This window comes from Vibrio neptunius, from assembly GCA_019339365.1.
Taxonomy (GTDB): domain Bacteria; phylum Pseudomonadota; class Gammaproteobacteria; order Enterobacterales; family Vibrionaceae; genus Vibrio; species Vibrio neptunius.
In genome coordinates this window covers 1,987,649-2,014,144 of the sequence record CP079859.1, presented here as the reverse complement: position 1 = coordinate 2,014,144, position 26,496 = coordinate 1,987,649, and the positions used below count along the sequence as shown (strand labels likewise).

General features: G+C 43.3%; 22 protein-coding genes and 4 pseudogenes. 5 read left to right on the top strand and 21 right to left on the bottom strand.

Translation table 11 applies throughout. The annotated features are described in order from the left end of the window. Window positions 1–589 precede the first annotated feature (589 nt). From KW548_09600 to KW548_09590, 3 genes are all read right to left on the bottom strand, one after another. Window positions 590–1,210, bottom strand: a complete 621-nt coding sequence (locus KW548_09600) for a ParB N-terminal domain-containing protein (protein ID QXX05500.1) — start codon at window positions 1,208–1,210, stop codon at window positions 590–592. Between the two features lie 14 nt (window positions 1,211–1,224). Beyond that, window positions 1,225–2,454: a DUF3440 domain-containing protein gene (locus KW548_09595; protein ID QXX05499.1), complete on the bottom strand. Its 1,230-nt coding sequence runs from the start codon at window positions 2,452–2,454 to the stop codon at window positions 1,225–1,227. A 334-nt stretch (window positions 2,455–2,788) separates the two neighbouring features. Next, window positions 2,789–3,538: a DUF1566 domain-containing protein gene (locus KW548_09590; GenBank protein ID QXX05498.1), complete on the bottom strand. Its 750-nt coding sequence runs from the start codon at window positions 3,536–3,538 to the stop codon at window positions 2,789–2,791. A 1,128-nt stretch (window positions 3,539–4,666) separates the two neighbouring features. On the opposite strand from KW548_09590, the gene KW548_09585 reads away from it, so the two are divergent. After that, window positions 4,667–5,581: an omptin family outer membrane protease gene (locus tag KW548_09585; GenBank protein QXX05497.1), complete on the top strand. Its 915-nt coding sequence runs from the start codon at window positions 4,667–4,669 to the stop codon at window positions 5,579–5,581. Window positions 5,582–5,663: 82 nt separating this feature from the next. Then, a pseudogene (locus KW548_09580) lies at window positions 5,664–6,469 on the top strand (phytochelatin synthase family protein). 56 nt (window positions 6,470–6,525) lie between these two features. On the opposite strand, the gene msrQ reads toward KW548_09580, so the two are convergent. Next, window positions 6,526–7,125, bottom strand: coding sequence for a protein-methionine-sulfoxide reductase heme-binding subunit MsrQ (gene msrQ / locus KW548_09575; protein QXX05496.1), 600 nt, complete (start codon window positions 7,123–7,125; stop codon window positions 6,526–6,528). After that, window positions 7,125–8,131: pseudogene (gene msrP / locus KW548_09570) on the bottom strand (protein-methionine-sulfoxide reductase catalytic subunit MsrP). Before msrP ends, msrQ begins: the two are co-directional and overlap by 1 nt. 177 nt (window positions 8,132–8,308) lie before the next feature. Between msrP and KW548_09565 the strand changes: the two are divergent. Next, window positions 8,309–8,506, top strand: a complete 198-nt coding sequence (locus KW548_09565) for a DUF2986 domain-containing protein (GenBank protein QXX08026.1) — start codon at window positions 8,309–8,311, stop codon at window positions 8,504–8,506. On the opposite strand, the gene KW548_09560 is transcribed toward KW548_09565, so the two are convergent. Continuing rightward, window positions 8,486–8,968 (bottom strand): NYN domain-containing protein, encoded by a 483-nt coding sequence (locus KW548_09560; GenBank protein QXX05495.1) that lies wholly within the window; start codon window positions 8,966–8,968, stop codon window positions 8,486–8,488. The genes KW548_09565 and KW548_09560 overlap by 21 nt on opposite strands. Before the next feature lie 671 nt (window positions 8,969–9,639). Between KW548_09560 and KW548_09555 the strand changes: the two genes are divergently transcribed. After that, entirely contained in the window at window positions 9,640–10,683 is a 1,044-nt protein-coding gene (locus KW548_09555; protein ID QXX05494.1) for a GGDEF domain-containing protein, read from the top strand. 20 nt (window positions 10,684–10,703) lie between these two features. On the opposite strand, the pseudogene KW548_09550 reads toward KW548_09555, so the two are convergent. From KW548_09550 to KW548_09480, 15 genes and pseudogenes are all read right to left on the bottom strand, one after another. After that, window positions 10,704–11,371: pseudogene (locus tag KW548_09550) on the bottom strand (DUF2726 domain-containing protein). 101 nt (window positions 11,372–11,472) lie between these two features. Beyond that, the gene (locus KW548_09545) at window positions 11,473–12,276 is read right to left on the bottom strand and encodes a hypothetical protein (protein QXX08025.1); all 804 of its coding nucleotides are present in this window, start codon (window positions 12,274–12,276) and stop codon (window positions 11,473–11,475) included. A gap of 36 nt (window positions 12,277–12,312) precedes the next feature. Further along, entirely contained in the window at window positions 12,313–13,074 is a 762-nt protein-coding gene (locus KW548_09540; GenBank protein QXX05493.1) for an ABC transporter substrate-binding protein, read from the bottom strand. Between the two features lie 106 nt (window positions 13,075–13,180). Beyond that, complete coding sequence (locus tag KW548_09535) at window positions 13,181–13,861, bottom strand: response regulator (GenBank protein QXX05492.1); 681 nt, start codon at window positions 13,859–13,861, stop codon at window positions 13,181–13,183. Next, on the bottom strand, window positions 13,858–15,477 hold the full coding sequence (locus tag KW548_09530) for a sensor histidine kinase (GenBank protein QXX05491.1): 1,620 nt from the start codon (window positions 15,475–15,477) through the stop codon (window positions 13,858–13,860). Before KW548_09530 ends, KW548_09535 begins: the two co-directional genes overlap by 4 nt. Window positions 15,478–16,080: 603 nt before the next feature. Next, window positions 16,081–17,250 (bottom strand): hypothetical protein, encoded by a 1,170-nt coding sequence (locus KW548_09525; protein ID QXX05490.1) that lies wholly within the window; start codon window positions 17,248–17,250, stop codon window positions 16,081–16,083. Beyond that, complete coding sequence (locus KW548_09520) at window positions 17,247–17,864, bottom strand: energy transducer TonB (protein ID QXX05489.1); 618 nt, start codon at window positions 17,862–17,864, stop codon at window positions 17,247–17,249. The genes KW548_09525 and KW548_09520 overlap by 4 nt, the downstream gene beginning before the upstream one ends. Next, a complete protein-coding gene (locus KW548_09515) occupies window positions 17,864–18,268 on the bottom strand; it encodes a biopolymer transporter ExbD (GenBank protein ID QXX05488.1) in 405 nt (134 codons plus the stop codon). Before KW548_09515 ends, KW548_09520 begins: the two co-directional genes overlap by 1 nt. Next, window positions 18,265–18,822, bottom strand: a complete 558-nt coding sequence (locus tag KW548_09510) for a MotA/TolQ/ExbB proton channel family protein (protein QXX05487.1) — start codon at window positions 18,820–18,822, stop codon at window positions 18,265–18,267. The genes KW548_09515 and KW548_09510 overlap by 4 nt, the downstream gene beginning before the upstream one ends. Further along, complete coding sequence (locus KW548_09505; protein ID QXX05486.1) at window positions 18,822–20,180, bottom strand: MotA/TolQ/ExbB proton channel family protein; 1,359 nt, start codon at window positions 20,178–20,180, stop codon at window positions 18,822–18,824. The genes KW548_09510 and KW548_09505 overlap by 1 nt, the downstream gene beginning before the upstream one ends. 1 nt (window position 20,181) lies before the next feature. Then, window positions 20,182–20,946, bottom strand: coding sequence for a DUF3450 domain-containing protein (locus KW548_09500; GenBank protein QXX05485.1), 765 nt, complete (start codon window positions 20,944–20,946; stop codon window positions 20,182–20,184). A gap of 664 nt (window positions 20,947–21,610) precedes the next feature. Further along, window positions 21,611–23,000 (bottom strand): annotated as a pseudogene (locus KW548_09495) (histidine kinase sensor domain-containing protein). A gap of 2 nt (window positions 23,001–23,002) precedes the next feature. Next, complete coding sequence (locus tag KW548_09490; GenBank protein ID QXX05484.1) at window positions 23,003–23,668, bottom strand: response regulator transcription factor; 666 nt, start codon at window positions 23,666–23,668, stop codon at window positions 23,003–23,005. A gap of 116 nt (window positions 23,669–23,784) precedes the next feature. Continuing rightward, on the bottom strand, window positions 23,785–24,561 hold the full coding sequence (locus KW548_09485) for an MBL fold metallo-hydrolase (protein QXX05483.1): 777 nt from the start codon (window positions 24,559–24,561) through the stop codon (window positions 23,785–23,787). A 114-nt stretch (window positions 24,562–24,675) separates the two neighbouring features. After that, window positions 24,676–25,548 (bottom strand): DMT family transporter, encoded by an 873-nt coding sequence (locus KW548_09480; protein QXX05482.1) that lies wholly within the window; start codon window positions 25,546–25,548, stop codon window positions 24,676–24,678. A gap of 460 nt (window positions 25,549–26,008) precedes the next feature. Between KW548_09480 and KW548_09475 the strand changes: the two genes are divergently transcribed. Continuing rightward, window positions 26,009–26,404 carry a hypothetical protein gene (locus KW548_09475; GenBank protein QXX05481.1) on the top strand — a complete coding sequence of 132 codons (396 nt, stop codon included), beginning with the start codon at window positions 26,009–26,011 and terminating at the stop codon, window positions 26,402–26,404. Window positions 26,405–26,496 lie beyond the last annotated feature (92 nt).

Below are 26,496 nucleotides of genomic sequence, written 5' to 3'. Positions count from 1 at the left end.
TCTGGTCGTCTTGAAAAATAAAAACGCCAGAGGTGTAACTCTAGCGTCAGGACCTGTGTTAAAAAAAATAATTACTTGTTAATTAATTATTAAATTAATAATTGATCGGTTCGGTAGTTTGACCCAAAATTCAAGCTATCCTGAAAGAGGCTGATGCCATTCGTTTTCAATCAAAAGAATGTTGGCAGCTCATTTAAACAATTAAGCTATTGTTAATTAAATAAAACATTCCTCCAGCTTGGGTTGAAAAGTACGTTACTTGAAATACCTCATGTGATTAATAACTCATTTGAGAGTGATATAGGCGTATGATTAAAAAGGACAAACTTTTTATCAACAGGGAAATAAAATTTGTCAACCTCCTACCATGGCTAGACAGTATCGTAGCGCCTACCTTGATAACAAAATGTTCCGCAGCCGTCCTGCCTGATCTTAGATGCGAAATAGACTCTCGAGCTAGCAGCATACACACTTAATTGTACGCAGACAGACACAACGATTTACAAAAGATATTTCTTGATTTCTTTAGCAGAATATTCAGTGCAACAATAGATTGAAAAATGTAGAAACTTGAGACATTTCGTCGATGTCATTCCCATGATTTTGAAAATTTCTGATCTTTGAATTCAGCCGCTAAGCCACTGACTTGCTGCATTCTCAGGACTTCATCATTATCCATTCCAAGCTCTTTACAAATTCGTTCGTTACTCCATTCAAGTTGGCGTAGCGTAATCACCAAACTAGAGGTAAGCTCAACCTGATGGACCCCTCTAGCAATGTTGTGCCTTACTGACGTCGACATACTGTTTTCTATGGATTTATGAAAAACAACACACGGTATATAACCTGGGATAGGTTGAAGTTCAGGATGAGATTTCAGTAGTTCAAAACGGTGAAAACCATCGATCAAAATATAGCTCTCAGCTTGCCCTAACTGGTTAACGATGATTGGCATCGTTAACCCATCTATTACAATCGATTGTTTTAGAAGTTTGCCTTCTGGTCGGGCCATTTTATTGGGGTTATAACTATTGGACTCGATAAGATTGACAGGCAATAGTCGAACATTACAAACAGGAGGAAGCGCTGGAATGGTTTTAAACAGACAAGATGTCATACTATTGTATAACTCAACCCAGGTTTCGATATTATCGAGTTGTTGATTTAAACGGCTAACCTGCTTGAACAAGGAGTTAGTTTCAGGGGTCATGTTAGTCTGCCTCCCTAAATTGTATCGCGTGCATTCATATTGCGATGTGTCGTATCAATAGTTCGATTGTAACCAAAAGACAACCCTCGGCACCAATAGTCATTTTTTATCAACACTTTACATATCCTCCTCCAACTCGGAACTTGTTTTTTTGATTCAAGTTTACTGTCTGCTAAATCAGGAATACATCGAATCCCTTTTTTCGGACCGTGTTTTCGCCACCACCACAAAAACTTGAATATTCTCTCACGATAGTGCTTCTCCAAGTGGGGAGGCATTGTTTTCAGTAGGTACTTACTGTAAGTACGGTAGGTAAACCCCTCTGGTAGCTCAAAACGATAGTAGCCGAGAATCCTACCCTGTTCTTTGGTATAACGAGCTCCAAAGTTACAGCCTTCAACTCTTGAAAGTAACTTGAGCCAAGTTTCTGGCTCAAGCTTTTGATATAACCACAGGCCCTTTCTTTGTTCATCGCCAAAAGGCTGGCATAGTCGCTGTTGAGAAAGTGGAACGCCGGCTTTTTGCATTGAATCGTAAATATGGTTGTAGTCCCAGCCAAAACGCCCGTTGGCCACCCAAACATCCGACACTTTCCAATCGTAAATAGGGTAAGCCATGAAGACATCTTGCTGCATTTTTGTTGTCCATAAATGATTTTGGTAATTCCCTTTTTTGCGATTCTTTACGGTACTATAGCGATTGAGTGACTCATCGGCTCTGAGGCCTATCAGTACTGCGATTTGCTCTGACTTACATCGCTGATACCAGTGGGCAAACTCAAATACAAAATCTTCAAACTCCATACCAGAATAGAAAAATGACCACGCTTGCCCGTCACTCACGACGCCCTCTGAATCGGGAAGTTCTCTTATCCAACGTTGTTTGCTTTCAGGATCCCAACATAACCATTTAGGTTGAAACTGAGAAACCGAATTACGCAAACTGATCGGCAAACAAACCCAATATGGATGAATTTTCTTAGTGTCAATTAGGCGTTTGATATACCGTTCCGTTTCCATATACTGAGCTTCAAAATCAACTATTAAAACGTCAATGGGCAGACGCCCTCTTCGCTCCCCTTCTTCGATAACTAAGTTAAGCAATACACCAGAGTCTTTTCCTCCAGAAAAAGAAACATAGAAATGATTAAAGTTATCAAAAATATAAGAAACTCTTTTTTTCGCGGATTCAAATACATTCTCATCAAGCCATTTTTTTTTGCTTCCTGCACTGCAATTAGTCATATCTTCTATTCCAGTAATAATAAATAAGAGTGGCATTAATCGCTTAGCAAAAAGAGTAGAGAAAAAACCCTTTGCCATTTTATAAACCTAACAAGAACAATAATCATAAATTACGAATTAATCATTATTTAATCGATCAAATATTATTTGTAAGAATAAATAATAGTTAATAAGTTATCTATGGCTGTATGCGAATGTAACTTACTTTGATGGGGTGACGGCAATAGCTCACTTTTCGTCGTTTGTCGTCGCTTCCTTTCCAGACTTTGGCTAGTTTGGAGAATTAGATGTGATTAGCTGTATGCTTTTGGGGTGACTCTTTGCACCCCATTTTTTATGGTTCTGAAACACAGGTTGCGTAAACACGCTGCTCGGGTAGCAAGATGAACTTCTGTCCTGTCTGAGCATCGACACTAATGAAATGAAGCCCACCCTTAGATTTCGGCTGAATATATGCCATATCAGACGAATAAAAATTGTACACTGGCCAACCATACGTTGAACCGATAGACATGGAGATCAATTCGGTCAGTTCTTCAACTTTGGGCTTTCGCCAGTTGCTTCTTCCATTAAAGTTTATCTCTGCTAAATCCGCACAATAGCGAGCATGCTGCCCAGATTCATCCAGCTTGATAGCGTGGCCAGAGTCCTTTGCATTCTGGTCACCTCCGTCATTTCTCATCAGGGCAAATTGATTGGAACCTAAATCTCTTACGCCATCGATCGTAAAACCCACGTGCGTATAGCCTGAGTTATAATACATTGTGTTATCAGACGAATACCACATGTAGCGCATCACGCTCATCCTAGGTGGTTTGGTAAACCATTTTCCATATGCTTGCCCAGAACTGCCCATGACAATGCGTAAGCATTCTTGTGTATCATTGATCTTATCGGTATTACCTACTGCTCCACACATTTCCAACTTTCTTGGCATATCAAACAAAATCACTGGACTGAACAATCCATCGTACTCAGCTTGAGCACTAAATTTGTCCTTGGCCCCAGCAATCAACCGACCTTCAGAGTTGATCGTATAGCAAGGCTCTCCATTGCAGTCTTGTGAGACGACATTACATAACACTCTATGGTGACATCTTGCAGCTTAAGATCTCCATCCTGAAGGTATACCTCTATTTGAAAAGGCCTCCCTGACAACTCTTGATTAAACCTTTGAAGATGAGGAGCAGAGTTGAGTGGTAATGATGTTCGAGTAAATTGATAATAAAGTGTTGGTGCATTCACACCGTCGGGGATGCGACCCACAGGGCCACTATCAACGATGTTTATAGTATCGACACCCTTATAGTCAGATCTTCGATCATCAACTTCGTTTTTTGCTAGTTCCCAGGTATCACCACAGCCTGATAGGCCAACCACGATGCTTAGTAAAAACACTAACAGTATCAACTGATGCACTTGAAAAAAATTATTTATAATATTATTAAAAATCATATTTAATTATCATCTACGATCCTAGTAACAGAATATTTTTCCAATAAAATGGGATAAGTAGGGATTAAGGACAATCATCACTATAAGAAGTTTAAAAATAGACCTAATTTATTTAAACTTCACATTAATAAAAAACAATCAAAAATTTATAATTTATTTTAAAATACTTTAAATTATTAGAACTTTTAGTGTTAACAGTTAATTAAATACAATGATAATAGTTTTTCGTTGCAAAATGGTCATCGAAATTCAGAAGAGAACCATGCTTAAACAAAGCACAATCAATTGCAGAGTTGTCTGTTGCATAATCAATCAACCTCACTTTGCGATCATGTAAACATAACATTATTTTTTAACAGCAGCTTGGACCCAAGACCTTTAGGAATACCTCCATTCGATTTACAAAGTCACTATTGCCTTCACGCATAAAACTGACTTTCAAGAACAGGCGACTTTATTACACAGATAGGCAAATAAAACTAATAATTTCATTAGTTTAGGATTCCTCACTCTTTAATCTTTATCATTGCTATTCAAAGCCAATCAACTCTGAGACAAAGAAAGTTGATGCAACACAAATCAGAGCTTCGCTTTTCACTGCCTCAATATCAGGTAAACACCTGATATTTTTTTTGCGTCCTATTTCTATACTTCCGTCGAAATTCCCTATTGATTAGTAACAATAATAATCTGGCGAAATTCATCAACCTTAAATTATTTGGCAAATTTATTGCCATATCAGAGTACGGAAAAATTCATGAAACAGTTAACTTTGATGCTTATTCCACTCGCTTTTGCCCCAAGTGTTATGGCAGCCGACGATGCGAATAATGTCACGCTAGAAGGATCTTTTGGCGTCTTAAATGGCTCATCAACGGAACTGGTTTACAGCAGCAGTACAGGTAGAAAGCTAAGTCAGCTTGACTGGGAGATTCATAATGTCCCGATCATCAAGTTAGGGGCCGCTTGGGACGTCAATGACAAGTGGACGCTAACAGGTAGCTTCTGGTCTGTATTGACCGACGATGGCGATGCTCATATGGAAGATCGCGATTGGCTCAATGCTAATCAGTCGTCACCAACAGACATTTCTATAAGTCCAGATACTAAGCTACGAGATGCTCATGAGATAGACATCAATGCAATCTACTGGTTACTTAGCCAAAACAACTATAAGGTCGGTGCTCTAGCAGGCTACCAATATAATCTTTTTCAATGGGATGGTATCGGTGGCACGTATTCCTACAACAATGGGGCGAATGTTGGTTCGTTCCCTAACGTAGTGGGCATAGACTACAAACAAGAATTCAGCGTGCTATATCTAGGATTAACGGGAGAATATACGCTAGATAAATCAGACTTCGGAGTACAACTCAAATGGAGTCCATGGGTAGATGCGAGAGATGTCGATCACCACAATATGCGTAATCTGACCTTCTACGAGCAAAGTGATTTTAATTCAGACTTTCTATCGTTATCACTCAATTACGGCTACAAGTTTACGCCAAGCATGAAGCTATATGCCGAATATGTTTATACCAAATATTCTGAAGCGAAGGCGGATACCACCATTGTTAACAATAGTACTGGCGTATCTAGTTTCGTAGCCAACGGGGCCGGTCTGGATAACCAAAACTCAACCATTTCGGTTGGTCTAAAATACACATTTTAATCATAAAGAGACGACGAACGGTGCACGAGATCGCACCGTTCTTATTTATTTTTCCCAATAACCCTCATCGGAATACTACCCTATGAAACACGCTATAAAATTGTCTCTGGCAACATTGATTATTGGCTGGAGTATCAAGGCTTTGGCGGCAACTATTGTCTATTGGGACAATCCAGACTCTTTTGCACGTTTGATGTCGTCAGAGAACAAAACAGACTTTACTCGCCTTTCGGTTTACTACCAACCGCAAGAAAACAAAATGTTTTGCGGTGTCGCATCGGCCGCGATGGTACTTAATGCACTGCGTGTTGATAGGACACCAGAGCAAATTCCATTTGACTCAAGTCAGTTCTCAACGTTGGAATCCGGCTACCTGCCAAATGGCGGTGGCAATGTCGAACATTCAGATAAATCCTATGTCAGCTGGTCTCCCCTATTTCACCGTTATACTCAAAACACCGTGTTAATCCACTCACCGAAATCCAGAATTGAAATTCTAGGCAAGCCCGCGAAAGGCAGCCAGTTTAACGACTATGGGTTGCAGCTTTCTCAATTTGTCGATCTGGTTAAATCCAATGGAGCTAAAGTTGTCAGCTACGAGCTACAAAACATTGACGATATCGACACAATTAAGACCAATATGGTCACGGCACTGAATCAGCCAGAACATTATCTGGTGGTAAACTACGCTCGAAAAGGCGTCGAGCAAAAAGGAGGGGGCATTACGCGCCAGTGGCTGCTTATGATGGAGGTTCGGATTCATTTCTCATTTTAGATCCTAACAACGCAGACTATCTATGGCATTGGGTTGATGCCACCAGCATGATCAAAGCGATGAATACAATTGATGTCGACAGATACCGCGGCTACGCCATTATCTCGGACTAGTAAAAAGGCCAGCAAACCGTTTGGTTTGCTAGCTTTTCAACACTTCCCTGACACGATTAGCGAAGTATTCGTTGTTTAAGAGTTTTCCAACGAATACCAAGTAACACAAGGGCTATCAGAATATAGATTGTTGGTTCAGTGACCTCAGACTTTACCGACCAGTAGAAATGTATCGGTGCAAGCAGCAAGGCTAAATAAACCCAATTATGTAGCTTTTGCCATTTTGCTCCCAGTCTACGCTGCATCGCTTTGGTCGATGTTACAGACAGCGACAACAATATCAGCCACACAGCTCCACCTACGGTGAGGTAAGGACGCTTTGTGAGCTCCGAAGCCAGCAAACTCCAGTCCAAACCCAGATCCAGCGTCGCATAGGCGACTAAATGTAATACCGCCCAGAAAAAGCTATATAGCCCAACCAATCGTCTGACTCTGACTAACGCCCCTTGCTTGGTCCATTTCGCTAATGGCGAGACCAATAAAGAAGCAATCAACGTATTGAGCGCACTGATACCCGTGTAGTGGATGATTCCCTGTACCGGGTCTCCACCTAAATCACCCCCGAGAGCCTTGATCACCAACAGCAGCAAGAAACTCAAAGACACACTATGGATAACTACCTTCAGCCATGTAATCACCTTCGGAGACAACCGCATCAATAGAACTTCCTTAAGTCCATATTCTTGTAGAGATGTGCGACTTCTTCTTCATAGCCATTGAACATCAATGTAGGCTGTCTGCGGCTGCTAAATAAGTTACCTTCGCCAATAAAACGTTCGCTAGCCTGACTCCATCGCGGATGATCGACCTGTGGGTTCACGTTGGCATAAAAACCGTATTCATGGGGTGCGAGTCTATTCCAAGTGGTTGGTGGCTCTTGATCGGTCAAACGAATACGCACAATAGATTTAATACTCTTGAAGCCATATTTCCATGGCACAACTAAGCGCAAAGGTGCGCCATTTTGGGAGCTAAGGTTTTGCCATACAAACCTACTGAGATAAGCGTTAACGGGTTCATCGCTTCATCTAGTCTCAGGCCTTCAACATAGGGGTAATCGATACTACCGCCCCAAGAGTTTTGTCCGGGGAACTGCTCAGGGTCGTAAAGGGTTTCAAAAGCAACGTATTTCGCTTCACTCTTCGGATTGGCCATTTTGATGATGTCAGACAACGGAAAGCCAATCCAAGGTATATTCATTGACCATGCTTCTACGCACCTTAGGCGATAGATGCGCTCTTCGAGTGTGAACTTGTTGAAGATGTCTTCATAGTTCAACGTTATCGGATTACCGACTAACCCATCCACTTTGACACTCCAAGGGTCGGAAACAAAGCTACCTGATTTCTCCGCAGGATCAGACTTCCCTGTTCCAAACTCATAAAAGTTATTGTACTTCAGTACTTTGTCTTGAGGTGTTAATGAAAGATCAGTTTGGTATTTATCGGGCTTTGAGGCAGATAAATCAATACGGCGGTCTTGAACAGGCTCCTCTTTTGATGAGAACAGATCCAAAACACCCGCCTGAGAGTTCGCCGCCAACGGCACACCGACGACAGCAATACCTAGTTTTTTTAAAATGTCTCGTCGCTCTTTATACACCGACTCTGGTGTTGCCTCGTTTTCAGATACCGCCCAGCGATGTTTTTTCTTTATCCACATAGTCTTCCCCTGATACGACTTACTCACTGAGCAAGAAACAAATCGATTGTTCAATGATTTAACCAGACCGTACTAACGTCAGATCTCTTTCATCAAACGGCAGATAATCTTGTTAAGGTGAAGTGTGGTACAAAGTCTGTTACTATGCGCGCCCCCTTTGAATACTGGGCGACAACGATGAACCGTAAGAAGAAAATTAACCAGATCCTAAAAGCGAAGCAGAAAAAGCAAAACGCTAAGCTACATAAAAGCAACAAGCCTCGCTACATTTCTAAGGCGGAAAGAGCAAAGCTTGAAGCTGAAGAAAAAGAACAGCAAACCGCTGCACAAGCAGAAAATGAAGAAAGCGCAAACTCAGGTTCGTCTGAGCAATAACTCCTCTTCAATCGGAATGAACTTATCGCACACGTCGATTAGCGACTGTGCGCTAAGGCCCGGTACACCATACACATCCACTTTGGTTCCAAACCTTTCTTGGACACGTTTGACTAGTACGTCAAAGTCGCCATCTCCAGATAACAGAATGACTCGGTCAACCTTGCTGGCAGCTTCATACACATCCAAAGCAATACCCACATCCCAATCCCCTTTGGCACTGCCATCTTGCCGTTGAATAAATGGCTTCAGTTTAACGTTAAAGCCAATACCACGAAGGATATGATGAAACTGTCTTTGTTTGGGATCATGTGAAGCAATCGCATACGCGTGAGCTTCAGTGACGTCTCGACCTTCCGTCGCAACGTACCAAAACTCATTGTAGTCGAAGTTTGCGCGGTACTTTTCTCGTGTTGTGTAGTAGATGTTCTGGACATCAACGAAAATGGCGACTTTTTCCATCAGGAATCCTGTTTAATCAATGACGCAAGCATAGTAACAGTTATTTTCATGCAGCAGTTGGGTTTCTCATGATTCAGACACGAAAATAACAGATAAGATAGAGATGAAACGGATGCTCGGTGCTTTAAAGAAGACACAAGCTTACGTGGCGAAACCTCCTCCTTGTCAATAAAGTGTTTTACGCCATGTTGTCAACAGCAGAGAAGCTCTGGAGCGTTACGTGAAATAGTTCAACAGTTGCGAGCCTTCGACTTCTTATCTTCCATCCAGTAACTACAAAGAAGTCATTAAAATCAGGTCAAATCTGCCCAATAGTCTTATCAATGATACAAACTTAAGCCATCTTAAGTCTCAAAGTAGTATTTATCGATATTTTGTCGCATTTTTGTTTTTCAAAATACGAAATGAAAGCCATCCAAAACAGTGACCCCGGTTCACTATTTGATAATTTTACGATTAATTCGAGACTAGTTAAAATATGATATAAATTGACTAATTTATATACATTACATTAACTTGCGCACATAACACTTGTACATTTTTAATACGCCGTATCATTTATAGTCTTTAAAGTGTGATCTTTATTCAGTCTTACGCTTGATTCCCGATACGAAAAGCATACTATTGTCTGATATTCGTACTTAGGCATATTCCTACAAAGGCTACTCAAGATGGAGCTTGACATATTTAACCCTTCCAGACAATTACGTCGAGCAGTCTTGTTCTGGCTAAGTATGCTTCTTGCCCTAATGTCGTTGATTATTGCCACACTTAATGTGTTTTTTGGCGTTTATCATCTCTTAGCAATCACTCAGAGCCTTTTTTGTAGCTTTTCTCTCTATATCGCTTTGAACAGCTACCGAAGCTCTGCTTCTCTTTTGCTTTCAAACTGCTACGTCTATAGCATCATCAGTTTGGTTTGTTTTACCACACGTGTGTATCCGATAGAGAATGGAGTGTTCCTCTGGAGCTTCCTTTATCCCGTTCTTTTTTACCTTATTCTTGGTAAACGCTACGGATTTATCGCAACACTAATAGGCTTCATTAGCCAGCTACTGATCGTGGTTGACAAATCGCTCAATGATGGCTTTTTGGGCTATTTTGATCTCATCATTAATTTTACCTTCGCCTACCTGAGTGTATGGTTAGCCAGCCACATTCTCGAAGTTAAGCGGAAAACATCAGAAGCTTCACTGGGTCAACTTGCGTCACGTGATGCGCTCACTAGTGTTTATAATCGCCATGCCCTTATTCATAATTTTGAACGCTACCGACAGGAAAGCGAAACCTTACCCTTGTCACTTCTGGTTTTGGACTTGGATTACTTTAAACAGGTCAATGATGAATTCGGTCACGATGTTGGCGATAAGGTGCTGAGGCAGACAGCCGCCTTAATTGATGGGTTGAGTGATGAGCACTTAGTGTATCGTATTGGTGGTGAAGAGTTTTGCATAGCCTTACACAACACCAATATCCAACATGCTATGATTAAGGCTGAACAAATCCGTATGGCAATTGAACGCTATCAATTCAACAGCAAAGAACAACCTATCTATCTCACGGCAAGTATTGGGATTTATCAATGTGATCTTTACAACAACCTAGATAGCGTACTAAAAGAAGCAGACAAAGAGCTGTATAAAGCGAAGAAGAATGGACGCAATCAAGTCATGGTTTGCAATGAAAAAGAACAAACCATCATTACCTGCTCTTGATGGCTATTGCTTACCAGTGGTCACTCGTCCACGCCATCTTCATCGAACACAACATTGTAATTTTCTGTATAAGTACACTGAGGTTGACGGCTGCAGGTAAAAAAGCGCCGACCTTTGAATTCTCCTTGAGAAGCCGTCTTTATCACCATTGGGCTTCCGCACCGTTTGCAGAAACGAATCTCTTTTTTCAGGCTCTATGAGATCAATATGAGAAGCTAGAAGACGCCTTAGTTTACCCACCTGATAGCTGTGTTTCACTGAGGTACCAATCAGAGGAATACCTGACGACTTACACACGTGCATCAATAGTTTCTGCCGCTCTATCTTACCTTTATCTAACGCTCTTCCGTTATCGAGTTCGATGGCGACACGCACTTGTAATGTTCGTGGATCGCAGACCACATAGTCAAAATAACTTTTAGCAATCCGATTGTTAGCAATAAACCATTGTTTTTTGTCGGTGGCGAGCGGTGCAACGATATTCGTCATGTTCACTTTTGACATCACCACTCCGTGTTGACCAACAGCAGTTATCAAAGCGTTATAAAACGCCGATTCCTGCATATTCATTAACGGGCCTTTTTTTTTTATAACTACTGTCTTTGAGCTCATCTTGTTTTAGATAACGCTTTTGTACAAACACAAAAAACAAAACCAACAAAACAACGATGATAAAAACACTTTCCATTTCGCTTTAACTACTCCCACCACAGAAGAACCGCATGAAACTCTTAGAGAATTTATACGCTAACTTGGTCAATCTGTCAGTTTTTATATGGAAACAGGCTGCTATTTGTGAGATCCACCCTCAGGTAAACGTAGATTTATCACTACTCGCTGGTCTGGCTGAATTTGTTCATATGTCGCCTGCCAGTATTTTTTCAGCAATCGGTCCATCAATCCACTCTGTTTGGCCTGCAGTAACGCTTTCTCAATAATGGGCTGATAGTGTGCCGCTTGTTCAGATAGATAGAAATAAAAGTCCTTTTCGTAAGTTAGAAGTAAACGCTGTTCTATCGCTAAATGAGGATTTTGAGAGGACTCACCGAGTATTTCGGTCATGCCTCTGGGGAAGTAATTGACCTTACCTTTGGGTGAAAGTTTTGAGTATAAAGAACGCCATTCTCCATCTTGCAAGAACACGGGGAGCTGATTGGCGTTCCATACATCAACGTCAAACCACTGGATCCCCAAACCTGCGACCAACCTCGACCTTTGCAAATCATTGAGGTTATTAATTTTATTGAACTCACTTTGTAGCTGTGGAGGTATAAGCAATACCCTTTTACCAATCATGCCATCAGTTAGTGGTACTTTGACGGGTACATATTCATTGTTCCTATCTTCAGTAGCCAACAGCCAAGTTAGGGACAACTGATTACTCGCCACCATTTTTATCGATCGTTTTTGGGGAATATGTTCTTGTGGCACTCTAATTGTGACACCGTAACCAGAATCAGACAAGGAGCGATAAAGAAGTTCATGATAGTACGTATGTCCACCATCCATCTGCGATGGTAATATTAACACCACTTCCTGCTTAGCAAATACGCTCTGACATAGCATAAACAGAATAAAACCGATTAAACGCATCTCTACCCTTCCTGAAAGTACGATCGCCATTGACAATCAACGATAATTATCGACGATCTCTTGATACTTTGAGACGCCAGCTTCGTTAAGCGAGTTTTTCATTTCATGAATACCACGCTGCAGCTTCTCAACCAGTTGATCATCCACTGCCAAATTAAAAGCATAGTAGAGTTCCCCTTCTCGGAGTACAAATATGACCTCAAAATCGCCGGTGTCGTAGCCAATTTGCTTTATCCACCAATTGGCAACATTTTCTTCGTATGCCCATAGGTCAATGCGATCTTTGGCCAACTGCTTAGCCAAGGTTTCAGCCATTGAGGTTTCCTGCATCGCGCCTCTTGGCACCCCCAGTTCTAACATTAACTGCTCACCCACATCGTCACGAATAACACCAATTCGGTATTGAGCAAAATCCTTACTGTTTTTAATATTAATCTTACGCGACTTTTTGGCCAGCACGACAATCCGTGTTGAACTCAAAGGCCCAACCCATTTGAACAGATGTTCACGAAGCTTCGTTCTAGTAGTAGAGAAAAGTACTGTATCAGGCTCAATCAATGCGGTTCGATAGGCTCGTGCCCAAGGACTGACCTCAATATCTTGTTTGTTGATTTCTATCCCTTGAGATCGTGCAGCAGCGGCCAGCAAGTCTACAGAAATGCCTTTTTTTTTCACCATCTTGAGTAAAGTTATACGGGGGTACTCTTCGGTCAAAAACTGAAGGTCATTGAGCTCTATCGCTCCGATCGGAAATGACAAAAACAAGAGCGATAAAGACAGGCTGATTAACGATTTCATAGCCGCCTCTAACAGTAAAAATATTATATCTATCAATAAAACTGTAGAGGTGGATACAAAATACGTCTAGGTAATTGGGGGAGAATTATTTGAACCCAAGTGGTCGTTACGATCGTTTGTAACAGCGCTCGGGTCTACCGACCGTACCGTAGTTTAGATCTGCTTGCAATTCGCCAGAGCTGATAAGGTATTCTAGATAACGTCTAGCGGTTGTGCGGCTCGCACCGATACGCTCTCCAGCTTCATCCGCTGTTATACTTTCAGCACCAGAAAACAACGCACGTATTTTGTCTAACGTGACACTGTCGATACCTTTAGGCAACCTTTGAACCCTAGATTCTTCAGTAGATGGACTCTGTAACATCTTGTCCACCAAGTTTTGATCAAGATCCGAGGCACTCGTGAACTGATGCTTTTGTATTACGTATTTCTTCAATGCAGCTTCCAGACGCGGAAATACAACGGGTTTCAGTAAATAATCGACAACACCACCACGCATCGCCTGCTGCAATGTATCTACATCACGAGCAGCGGTAATCAGAATAACGTCGCAGCTTTGGTTCCGAGAACGCAATGCCTGTAAAAGCTCCAAACCGGTTCCATCAGGAAGATACACATCAAGCAATAGGAGATCGGGATTCAATACATCAAGCTGTATCTCGGCTTCGACTTTCGTAGTCGCAATCCCGATCACCTCATAGCCTTCCATCTGTTCCAGATAACGCTGATGCAATTGAGCAATGCTGAGATCATCTTCAATAATCATTACTCGTGTTACGGATGTCATACCTGTTCTTCCTTTGGTAAATACACTGTCGTTCTAGCTCCATGCTGTTCGTTATTCGTGATGTCCAATAGGCCGTGGTAGCGCAGTGCTAATTCATTGACCAAGTAAAGTCCCACTCCTCGATTTGCCTGCCCTTTTGTCGACACACCTCGTTCAACTAGGTGCTCAACAGAGAACTCGCCCGGTAAACCACAACCTTGATCCATGACTTCAAGAATGATTTCATTCCCATAATCACCTATGGAAACTTCAATATTCCTTCGCGCTGGGGCAAACATCGTATCCAAGGTCATAGCACTGCGCGTAGCATCAAAAGCGTTATCAATTAAATTGCCCAAAATAGTCACAAGATCTTCTGCATTAATACGCTCTGGCAAAGGTTCAAGCCGGGAACCTTGTTCTACTATAAGCTCAAGTCCCAGTTCGCGTGCACGTTCGGTTTTACCCAGCAGCATACCGGCGATCAATGGTTCTTTGACGGTTTCACGTAGGAACTCAATCAAAGATTGATAATGTGCGGTTTCTTGACCAATAAGATGCTGAACTGCATCCAACTCTCCCATTTGAACCATACCGCTAATGGTATTCAGCTTATTTCGATGTTCATGAGTCTGAGAGCGAAGCATTTCAGCATATTCTTTGGTTTTCGCTAACTGCTCAGAGAGCTCATTCAATTCATCTCGCAGTCGAAAACTGGATACCGCGCCAACAACCTTACCGTCTACAACAATTGGTCTTCGGTTAGCAATTAACTTCTGCTTGTTGAGGTAAAGGTATATGTCATGATCAATGTGGGCTGTAGTGAGAACAGTATCAAGGTCGCTCTCAGGCAATACCTCTTTTAGCGGCTTATTCAAGCAATGCGATTTTTCCAATCCTAAGATAAGGCACGCACTCTTGTTGATAGAGCGAAGCTTGCCCGATTGATCGATCGTCAAGATTCCTTCTTTAAGCGTTTCCATTGTCACGTCTAACTCAACATACAACCGACCTATTTCTTCAGGTTCAAAGCCAAGAATCGCTTTTTGAAAGCGACGCGACGCATAGCTTGATACAATAGCATTCGCGGCAACCACTAGTAATGCCATCAAAAGCAGAAAGACCAAAAAAGGCTCTACTCTATCCTGAAGACGGTCAATGAGATAACCGACTGATACAACGCCTATGATATTGCCATCTGAATCAAAAACAGCCGATTTTCCCCGAACGGAGTAGCCCAACGAACCTTGGGCAAAAGAAATATAGTTTTCACCTTCAATCAGAGCACGATCGTTATCGCCACCTTTCATTGGTTTACCAATGCGATCGTCGACAGGGTGGACAATACGAATACCGTCTTTATCACCAATCACAATAAAGGCAGCACCTATTAACTCGGTAAGACTTCGATAACGAAGCTGATACTCCGAACCACCACCTTCTTGGATCATTTGGGCAACAAAAGGAGAATTTGCTAGAAATGAGGCGACACCAAGGGCCTGCTTGCCCATTTTTTCTTCTTGCTCTTGCTTAACATAGAAGAAACCAGCGGCAACAAGCAATAGCAACTCCATCAAGCCAGAAAGCGTCATGATAATCAACATTCGCTTACGAAAGCTGATACTACTCCATTGCATAAACTCTCCCATTTTGCTTAGCGAGACTAACATCCAATTAACATTTATACGAGTTAATGGGCGATATTTTGTGAGACCAACAATCCAAATCATCGCTAACCGCTGTGAACTAACTCCCGACAATTCACTCAGTTTGCCAGTTTGCAACATACTTGACATAAAACCGGTAAAATAGTTGATTTTGATCACTAAATTATTAGAACGTTTTTTGTACTACCCACTCATTTAGGTTGTATAATTATTGAGCACTAGAATTGTAGAAACGGTTAAAGCGGGCAGCAAGCACTAATAAAAATGCCATAAACAGCTGTCTATGCTCCAATGTCAGAGGGAAAGACGATGAAACGGGATATGTTTGGCATCTGCCTGTCACAATCTATGCTGTCACATAATCTGTCCAGCACCTTTACTCATGTAAGGGCTTATGAGAAATCCGATTTAGATAATGACGTCAAGGTAATGCATGCCTTTCCGCAATTGTCAGGGCAAGAGTTGCTAACGACGATTAGATCTTCCAAGCGACTGCTTTGGAGAGCGGAATATGTCTGCTTAAATCAGAAGTAAGCAACAACAAGGGAAGCGCATTGCTTCCCTTTTTAACAATTACCCTGTCTTCTGTTGAGCGGCAGTTCTAAGTTGAGACAAGTATTTAATCCAACTCTTTGCTTGGCTTGAAGGTTCGATGTTGTTCGCTCTCTTCGCTTGCACCAGCGCTTTCTCAAGCAGATTCAATTTGTACAAAGCCCGTGTTTTGGCCAGCGCCACATCTGCGTCACGGCCTTTGACTTTATCTAACACCGCCAAAGAATCTTTATAGTAGCCTTGCTGAACCATGAGCTGAGCGACACTCCAATTATACTTAGCGTCTTTTTTAGCCGCTAACTTCCAGATAGACAAAGATTTGTCCCACTCTTTTGCCAACTGCCAATACGTTGCCTGTTCTGACAGCAACTGAACATCCGTTTGCGCGTCATCCAGTTCACTTATTTCAATCGCCGCCCTTTCTGGGATACCACGCTTGGCATACATCTGGGCCAGCATACGTCTGTCACTCTGGCTCAACGGTAACCCATTAACCTTTGCAAGCGCCAAGGTATCAAGCGCCTCTTTGTCCTTGCCGACTTTCATTTGCAAACCAACCAGTTGGCGCCACCAGCTCAGTTTCTCCGGCTGGATACTGATAAGTAACTCAAGGGTCGGAATCGCTGCGCTCCAGCGTTTCAGCTCAAGCTGTGCTCCCAGCTTGAGTGATAGCGGTTGAAGAATCTCTTTTTTCTCGACCTTTAGGTACTTATCGACCGCAGGTACTACTTTATCCCATTGCTCTAGTTGATAGTGCGACTGTGCAATTCGCAGCCACAGATCCTGAGCTTTTTGGGTTTCAGGAACCGACTTAACTAACGGGTAATAGTGCTTAATCGCCTTAGCAAACTGCTGGTCATTAAGGTACAGGTCAGCCAGCATACGTTGGCTGATCCACGCCTGTTCATCACGCAACAGACCACTTTCAACCGCATATTCCATTTTAGAAATGGCTTGCTTGGTATTGCCGTCTTGCCAATAGAATACCGCCAACATACGAGCGATGAACGCCTTGTCGTAGGCGCGCGAAGTGTCGATTTCTTTAAGTAAGGTAATTGCCTCTTTCAGCTGTTCTCCCTGAGCCAGTTCGTTGGCTTTCTGAACACGAACCGCCGTGTATTGAGTCAGCTCCTGAGCCAAGGCGCTTGGCGAAGCCAGAAGCAAAGCAATAAGGACTAATCGTTTCATCATTTGGCTAACTTAAACTCCAGTCTTACAGTTTGGTTTTCCTGAGGTACAGCAACTCCATCCACTACTCTAGGCTGATACTTCCACTTCTGCAGCGCCTGTATCGCATTCCGTTCAAACATGCGTTTCGGATTGGCTTCGACAATATTGATATCTCTCGGCTTACCCGTTGGATCGATAGTGAATTTCAGGATCACATAACCTTCGGCTTTACGCTTTAGGGCTTTGGCTGGATAACGAGGCTCGACCCGATATAAAGGCATGACTTGTTGATTGACACCAAAGTCACCAAATGTTGGAGCGCTGATCGCCAAACCTTCGATGCTGGTATTCAGGCCAAGCGACGGCTGTGAAATCGGTGAAATCTGCGACAATTCGGTATTGGCTTGAGAAGTTGGCATCTGCTCTGGCACTTCTAGAGCTTTCGGCTGCTCTGGCACCGTTCGCTGGCGACGTTGAACATCTTGTTCATTTTCCACCATCACCATATTAAAGCTCAGCGATTCACTTGGCTCAGGGGCTCTGCGATGACCGCTGTCCACCATCCAGGCCATAAAGCTGAAAATGGCTAACGCACATGCGGCAGCCAGTGGCGTTGCCATTAACAAACGTCCCACTACTTCTTCTCCGCTGCCAACGCTATGTTCTTAACACCAGCACCTTTTGCCGCATCCATTACTTTCACTACAGTACCGCTGTAGGCATGTTCATCTGCCTGAATGACCAAAGAAGCGTCAGGTTTATCCAGCAACAAATGCTCTAGTGTCGCTTGTACACGTTCAATATCAACGTTGCGCTTATCAATATAAATGTCGTTTGCGGAAGTCACTGCGACAAAAATGCCTGCATCTTTCTTACTCACCACATTAGACGCCTGAGGGCGATTCACTTCAACACCAGATTCACGAACGAACGAGCTGGTAACGATGAAAAAGATCAACATGATAAAAACGATATCGAGCATGGACGTCAGGTCAATCTGAGCTTCATCTTGTTTATGGTGACGTCGACCGAGTCTCATCGCTGACTCCTTAAAGATTTTTCTAGTTTAATTTCTCTTAACTGGCAGGCTTTCATTAATCGCGCATGGAAAAACATGCCTGTTAACGCGGCGACCATACCAGCCATTGTTGGTAATGTGGCTAGCGAGATACCAGAAGCCATCAATTTAGGGTTGCTGCTGCCTTGGTTAGCCATGACATCAAAAACGGAGATCATTCCCGTCACTGTGCCCAGTAACCCCAACATTGGGCAAATAGCAACCAGAACCTTAATGATATTCAGGTTTTGATACAGCTGGCTGTGTGCTTGTGACAACCATCCTTCGCGGATAGAGCGAGCATACCAAGACGTTTGATCGCCCCGTTCACGCCAAGCATCGACCCAATTTGCTCTGTGCTTTGGAAATTCGACCAACAGATAGATGATGCGCTCTAGAATCAATAGCCAACAAAACGCCACCACGCCAGACAGCAACCACAGCACCTGACCACCCTGCTGCATAAAGTTTTGCAACGAAAGTAGCCAGTCACTGCCAGCTATTGCTTCAGGTAACAATGCGAAGATTGCATCCATTAGGCAACATTCCCTAGCGCTTCCTGAGATGGCTTGAGATCTTTCTCAGCTTGTTCAGCGACTAGAGAGATTCCCTGCTTCTCAAGGATGTTGCGAATCGTTTCGGCTTGCGAGCTCAGAATGTTGTGAGCCAGCAGAAGAGGCATCGCCGCGACAAGACCAAGTACGGTGGTCACAAGTGCCATCGAAATACCACCTGCCATGACTTTAGGATCACCATTGCCAAACTGAGTAATGACCTGGAAAGTCTCGATCATACCCGTAACTGTGCCCAAAAGACCAAGCATTGGTGCCAGAGCAGCCAGCAGCTTGAGCATGGACAAACCTTTTTCCAACGTTGCTTGCTCATCAACTACAGCTTCAAGCAAACGTAATTCAAGCGCTTCAACACTGAGGTTTTTCTCTTTGCCATAAACGGATAACACACGGCCAAGTGGGTTGTCACCCGGATTTTGAGGTGACTTCAGTTGAGCACGAATCTTCTGGCGTGCGATAGACAAACTTACGCCACGTACTACGGCGATGATCAGACCAATCGCAAGCAGGCCAACAATGATCTTACCTACCACACCACCTGCTTGTAGCCTGTCCATCAGGCTTGGGCTGTGCGCTAGTTGTTCAAGCATCACGCCACGAGAAGGATCAAGAACAATATTTTCAACCTGGCCACCTACCAAAGGAGAAAGGGATGAAATGGTTGGTGCTTGCTCTGGTTGCTTAATGTAAGCCTGAGCTTCGCCTTTTGTGGCATTCCAGTTTAAGTAGCCTTGCGCGCCAACTAAGCCAATCGAACCAAGCCGAAGGGCTGATTCGCTTTGAGCCACCCCTTCACCGTTAACAAAACGGACTTCGGTTGATGCCACTTCACCACTGGCTTTGATCTGCTCTTCCAACGCTTTCCAAAGGCCTTTAAGTTGATACATAGAAGGCAGTTTTGTCGCTGCGACAATCTCTTTAACCACACCAGCATGAGTTTGTGCATCAGCTGAGGTCACTGAATACTGCAGTTCAGACTCCAATTCTTTGGCGTTTTGACGCACAACGCCAAACACTTCACCTAGACTTCCTGTCTCTAAGCGGAGTTTTTCTTCTAGCCGAGCTAAGGTATTTTCGTTGTCACTGAACTTTGCCGCGAGTTTGTCATTCTTCATTTGCAGATCGTCACGCTGCTTGATCAGCTGCGCTTTGAGCGCTTTAAGTTCTTTTTCAGTCTGTTTAAAACCGGACTCGCGAGCCATGTTATGTTGCGCTTGCTGTTGGTTTTCAGCCTGAGCTTTGTTGACCAGTTCAGAAGAGGCTTGAACGTTGAATGACAGGCCAGCAAGAGCGATAAGGGAAGCAATTAACGTACGTTTCATATTATTTTGCCTCCGCGACGTTGAGAGAAACTGGGAGAGTAATCAAACTTGGCGCCGCTTGCTTCGCTGCGATGTTAAACGCTTTGTCTAACTCTGATTTCATCGAGCTATCCGCACTCTGCCACTGCTTATCAGACTGGTTCCATGACCAAAATTTCGTGCCGTTCAAGCTGCGAGCCACCAGTGAAACGCGACCAAGATGCAGGATGTCGACTTCACGCGAGCCTTCATCTACCGCAATCTGATCTTGATACAGACCAAGTTTGGTGCCGTAATCAAGCTCTATCTGATACGCCTCTAGAATACGGCGATACTTTTCCGCATCGCTCACATCAGCGCGAGTCATCATTTTTTCCAATTTTGCGACACGCTCCTGGCGCTGCTCTTTTTTGATCGGCATATCATCAGCAATCGACGTTTTGAGACCCGCGATCATCTGATACATCAGTGGAACGACACCCTGACGAGTGTTTTTTACCTCATCAATCTGATTTTCGAGATTGCGCGCTTCCTGCTCTTGGCTTTTGACTAATGCCGTCAGGTGAGAACGATAAACCTCAAGGTTTTTGACCTCTTCCTGAAGTTGTTCAATTTCAGCTTGCAGGCTAAGTGTATTTTCAGCACTGACATCAATACGTTTCTGACTCGCCGCGGATGAGGAATTGGTTTTACTTTGAATGGATAGAGCGCTATCAAGGCTCGAGGCCGTTGCACTGAAGCCTGCTGTCGCAACCATCAACGCCAAACTGGTTTTAAATAAATTCATAACGTGTAATTTTCAATGATGTCAATCTGATTATTGAGAAGCAATCTCATTTTCACTCGCAAGACATAGTAACGCGATTACATAAAATTTCAATCAACCATATGCTCAATATGCATTTAAGGGAAAAAGCATGTCTTTCCCCTGAGGTAGCAAAGTTGATTAACCGTATTGTGTTTTAGTATTTAATTTGTAGAGTCGCCATATGGCTTCGGCCTTCAACAACCATGCGCTCGTCAGTCTGAGTGGTTTGTGCGCTGACTGAAGGTGCAGCTAATACAGCACCCATGACAGTACTAACTGACTCTTAGTAAACATATTCATCTCCAAATTAAATGACGACCCAAAAAGCCGTTCAACCAATTATTTCGCCGAGAATATAAGTGTTAACAAATCTCATTTGCATTGAATTTACATTCTTTGCATTGGTAAATTTATCGATACAAAAATATTAAGTTCACTGGTGATTGTATGCCTCTAGCGGTGTGGGGATAGGTTGACCTGCAAGTCTAAAAGGTGAGCGAATGTTATGGGCGTGATTAATTTTATTTTGAGAACAGTAACGCCTGTCACCACGACGGCAGCACTCTCATACTTAGTTAGGCCATGTCGTGTATATGTGGGTATCAATACGGAAAACACATATTCCCATAATAAAACACAACCATTAACGCCCTATTTTTATTGGGAAATAGAGCTGAATGCTCAGGCCATAGGGCGAACGATTCTGCGCCCTGACCTCGCCTTTCATTAACGTCATGGCTTCTTTGACAATTGCCAACCCTAAACCATAGCCCCCCGACTGCTTGTCGCGTGCCGACTCTATTCGAGTAAATGGGCTGAAGATATCCTCTAGCGCCGTTTCCGGAATACCTGGCCCATCATCCGCGACGTCAAACACTAAATACTGATTGCCGTGTTCGGACGTTAATCCAATCGACACCTCGATGAGGGCATCCAACCCTGCATATTTCATTGAGTTTGATATCAGGTTACTAAGACAGCGCAAAATTAAACGCTCGTCAGCATGTAACATAGGAAGAGATGGCGCTACATTGAGAACCAGTGTTTGATCCTCTCCTAACTGAAGTCGGCTTTGGTTTACTTGCGTATTGGCAATACTTTCTGGGCATACTGGCTGAACGTCTGTGACGTAACGAGAATTCTCTAATCGACTGAACTCTAAGATCTCACCCACCAGCTTGTCCATTTCATCCACTTCTTTTTCAAGTCGATCAACCAAAGCTTGCTCTTCTTCACCGGCTTTTTTGCGCAATAAATGTAACGCTAAGTTTTGTCTGGCGAGCGGGGTCCTCAGCTCATGAGACACATCTCGAATCAGCCTTCGCTGCTTCTCAGCCAGTGAGTGAATCTCCTGAGTCATACCATCAAAATCATGGGCGAGCTGGTTAAACTCTGTAATATTGGAGTTCAACTCACTGACAACATTGACGCGAAAATTGCCCTGAGAAAGCTTATTACTTGCTTCACGTAACCGGTCTAGAGGCCGCTGTAACTTGCGTGCCAATATCTGAGAAAAAAAGAATCAACATGATAATGGCGATGATAATTTTGCTCACTGTCAGATAAACAATAAAACGGTGGGCCGGATGGACTTCACTAGGTAGCTGAATTGCCAAGGTATTTCTTTCTATTAGCGGGATGCCTATCAGGGGTTTGCTGACTTGTTCATTGAGTGGCCCGTCAAGCTCACGCAAGAAACGCAGCTTGAACTCAAAATGTGGATGCATCTGACGATGAGAAAGCGGCTTATGCTCTTCATTCAAAACGAACAGATAAAAAGGCTGCGCATTTGCCCAGTCAGCTAAGTCGTCCATGTCCCCTTCTTCGATCAATACATTAGCCTCTTCAGCTAACGTTAACATCTGCGCTTTCAGTGCTGGCGGCACTTTTAGTACCGCTTTCATTAACGCTTGCTCCGCGACAGCTTGAAGAAGCAATATTGAAATGATAACAGCAGACATGTAACTGAATAACTGAAAGACCAGCGCATCCTTACGCGTTGCTATCGCTTCTGGGCATCGAACAGGAAACACGGCTAGCCTCTGACAGAGTCGACAAAGCTGTAACCTTTGCCACGCACTGTTTTGATGTGTTGTTTCGATAAGCCCGCTTCAACCAACTTGCGCCGAACATTGCTGATATGCATATCCAGATTTCGGTCAAAGGGACTAAGTTCTTTTTTCAGTACTTCAATCTGAAGCTCTGCTTTGGAAACCACCACGCCATCATTACGCATAAGGTAGTTGAGTAAATCGGATTCTGTGCCTGTCAGTGGCACGCCGGACAGGTGTTCAGCAAAGCCTACACTGCTCTGACAGCCTGATTGGCGCTGCTTTTCCAATCCAACTCGGCGGAAAATCGCTTTAATACGAGTCAACAACTCTGGCACTTTAAAAGGTTTCGCAATGTACTGGTCTGCACCCGCCTGATAACCGTCAAGCATCGACGCTTCATCATTCAGTGCCGTTAACATCAATATCGGCGTAGCAAATCGTTGGCAGATACGCTTCGCGACCTGCATACCATTGAGTTTAGGTAACATCACGTCAAGAAGGACAAGATCAACGGGCTTTTTCTCAATGTATTGCAGCGCACTCTCGCCACAATGAACGCTCTCAACTTGATAACCTTCTGCAGAGAGTACGTCCACTAGCAGTGCACACAGTTCAATATCATCATCAACGACTAGAATTCGGGACATCTTGTTAAATTGCAAATGAAAAGATTTCGCATTCTAATCTGCATTATTATCAGTGACAATACCGTTCTGTATCCACTCCCATTGTTGTGCTATTTCTTGTTCAAATAGACTGTCATTCAGCGTTTATCCTTCACTCCAAATGCCCACAAGGCGCCAAGTAAACCTCGTAACTTTACTTTGGTTGCTCGCCAATGGGTAGCTGGAGTACGCGGCGCGACTCTGAGTAAGTGGTCATAAGCACTTTGGTCAAACTGGACCTCACCTCCATGAGCCAGTAACAAAGTTTTAGGCGCCATTTCGTGAACACGATGGAGGGAGTGGCGGTACTTATTCGGATGAAAAATAGGAAAAGGGGCGATCAGTCGTTTCTTCACTTCCACCATTAAGTCGGCAACATAAAGGATATCTTGCTGCTCATGATGAAGAGATAAATCTCGATCAGTATGACCTGGGGTCTCTAACACTTTCCAATCTTCAAAGCAGGGAATGGCTTGCCCATCCGTGAGCTTAATATCAGGGTGCAGATTTCGTGAATACCATAATTTTCGCTTAGGACGCTTCATTCTCCCCGCGACCCAGCGAGCCAAGGCCAGATCCGTCAAGTGCATTAAGATACCATCCCAACCACCGTACCATTGCTTGTCTTTCTCAGCTGATACAATTTTGCAGCCCGTCAGCTCTCTCAGCTTATGAGCAGCTCCAGCGTGATCTGGGTGCATGTGGGTCACCACCACCACCTTGAGGGAGTGAAAAGGCTTACCAAGTGTTTCAGTGATGTAGCGCTCTAAATATGGAACATCTGCCCTACTCGCCCCGTCCAGTAGCATAAGCTTATCCGGATACTCGGCTAAGTACATTTTCTGAATATAACCATCAATGGTATGAAGCTTCATTCGAACTGCCAATTTAACAATGTATTTACATTTTTCAATTTAGCAATACGCCAATAAATGAACAGCGCAAACATTTCACGATGTGACATCGGACCAGTAGCTGAGATATAAGAATTAGCGTTTGAGTCTCAAGAGACGCCCATCTGTGCGGTAGAAAATCAGAGCGAGCAAAATCAAACTACACCCTAGCAGTTTGTTGGCCGAGAGCTGTTCGCCATACCAAAGAATACTGAGTATAACGGTCCATATCGGTTCTAGTAGCATGATAAGGGCAGCATTTCCTGGATTGCTGTGTTTCTGGCCAAGAGTCTGCATCACGTATCGCAAGCTGGTTGCAAGAACAGCACTGGCAGCAAACCATCCCCAAATGCTGGCATCCACACTAATCGGCACGGTCTCAAACACAGCAGAAGCTGTTAAACCAATCCCGCCAGTAACAAACAGTTGAATACAAGTCAGTGTCAGTACCGGTAAGTTTTGTGCTAGGCGGCTATTCACATTGAAATGCAAAGCAAGTAAACAGGCATTGGCTAAGAACCAGAGTTGCCCAGCTGAACTGTTCCACTCTCCCTGCAAAGAAAGAAATGCAAGGCCAGATACCGCAATTGGCATTGCAATCCAGAAAGCACGCTTTGGTCGCTCCTTGTACAGAGCCCACGCAACAATAGGAACAATAATCATGGATAAGCTAACAATAAACGCTCCTTCACCAAGGGTCTCACTGACTGCGATAGCGTGTACCCAAGCAAGAAGCGCAAGCGCCAGTATACAACCGCCACCCATTGCTTGAGCAAGCTGTTTTAGGCTGAGTTGTTTAAGTGATTTGAAACAGAAAGGAAGCAAACATATTGAAGCAACCACAAAGCGTAAACCGACAAAGCCAAATGGTGGTAAACCTTGAATCGTTTGTTTGGAAAAAATCCACCCTAAACCGGCCAATGCGGTAGTGGCTACGAGGATCCAAGCGGCTTTGTTTTCTGAGTTCAATACAAATTCTCTTTAATTATTATTCTGTTAATTGTCGAATGTCCGATAGTCGCAGATTTGTTCAAGAATTACCAAGAAAAGTCTGATCCTATTTTCGTACCCAATGTTACATATGCAGAGAATATGGTGGCCCTCGATGAAAAGAACCCGACACCAAAATCATAGGCTACTCAACATGTGCATTTCTTTACTTGCCACGTTACTAGACGTTATTCAGGTGCCTCGAAAACCACTGTATAACACTGTATGAGAAAAGTGTTTTAGATCACATTTTCTCATGCTTTTATCTCATCACATCACTAGGCTCGAGACAATATTTTAGCTTTAAAAACAGATACTTATAAAACGCACTCAGATACCCCACAAAATAAACGTACAAAAATACAACAAATATTGCTTGATCAACTGACATAATAAAACTACTGTATAGACATACAGCATGTATGTAAGGACAGTAATTATGTTTCAGGTACACACTCCAAATCGCTCAGTTTCTAAATTCAATGTATTGGCTCAACCAACTCGACCAATGAACATTGCAGACTCGACGCTCAGCCGTTTAGCCGGGTTGTCTAACCAGAAGCAATGGATATTGTTCACCGCGGAATGTCCTCGTCCAGATTACGAGCAGTTCTCTTCATACAATGTCAGCTGTAAAAAGATCATCCAGATGAAATCCTCGCAAACACAGACCGAGTTTGAAATCGTAGTGAAAGCAATTAAATCCGGTAATGCCAGCGCTGTTGTCGCATCAGATAATATTGAACTCGTAGAACAATCATTACTTCGTGATCTCGCGTGCCAATACCATTGCGAAGTCTTTTTTGTTGAAAACCAATTCAAGCAACTCCACTAGTTTCATTTGCACTGTTTTACGCCTCTCAGGTTGAGAGGCTTTTTTTTGCTCATTTCTATCCCCTCACTACCACTCTAGAGCAAACGTTTGCT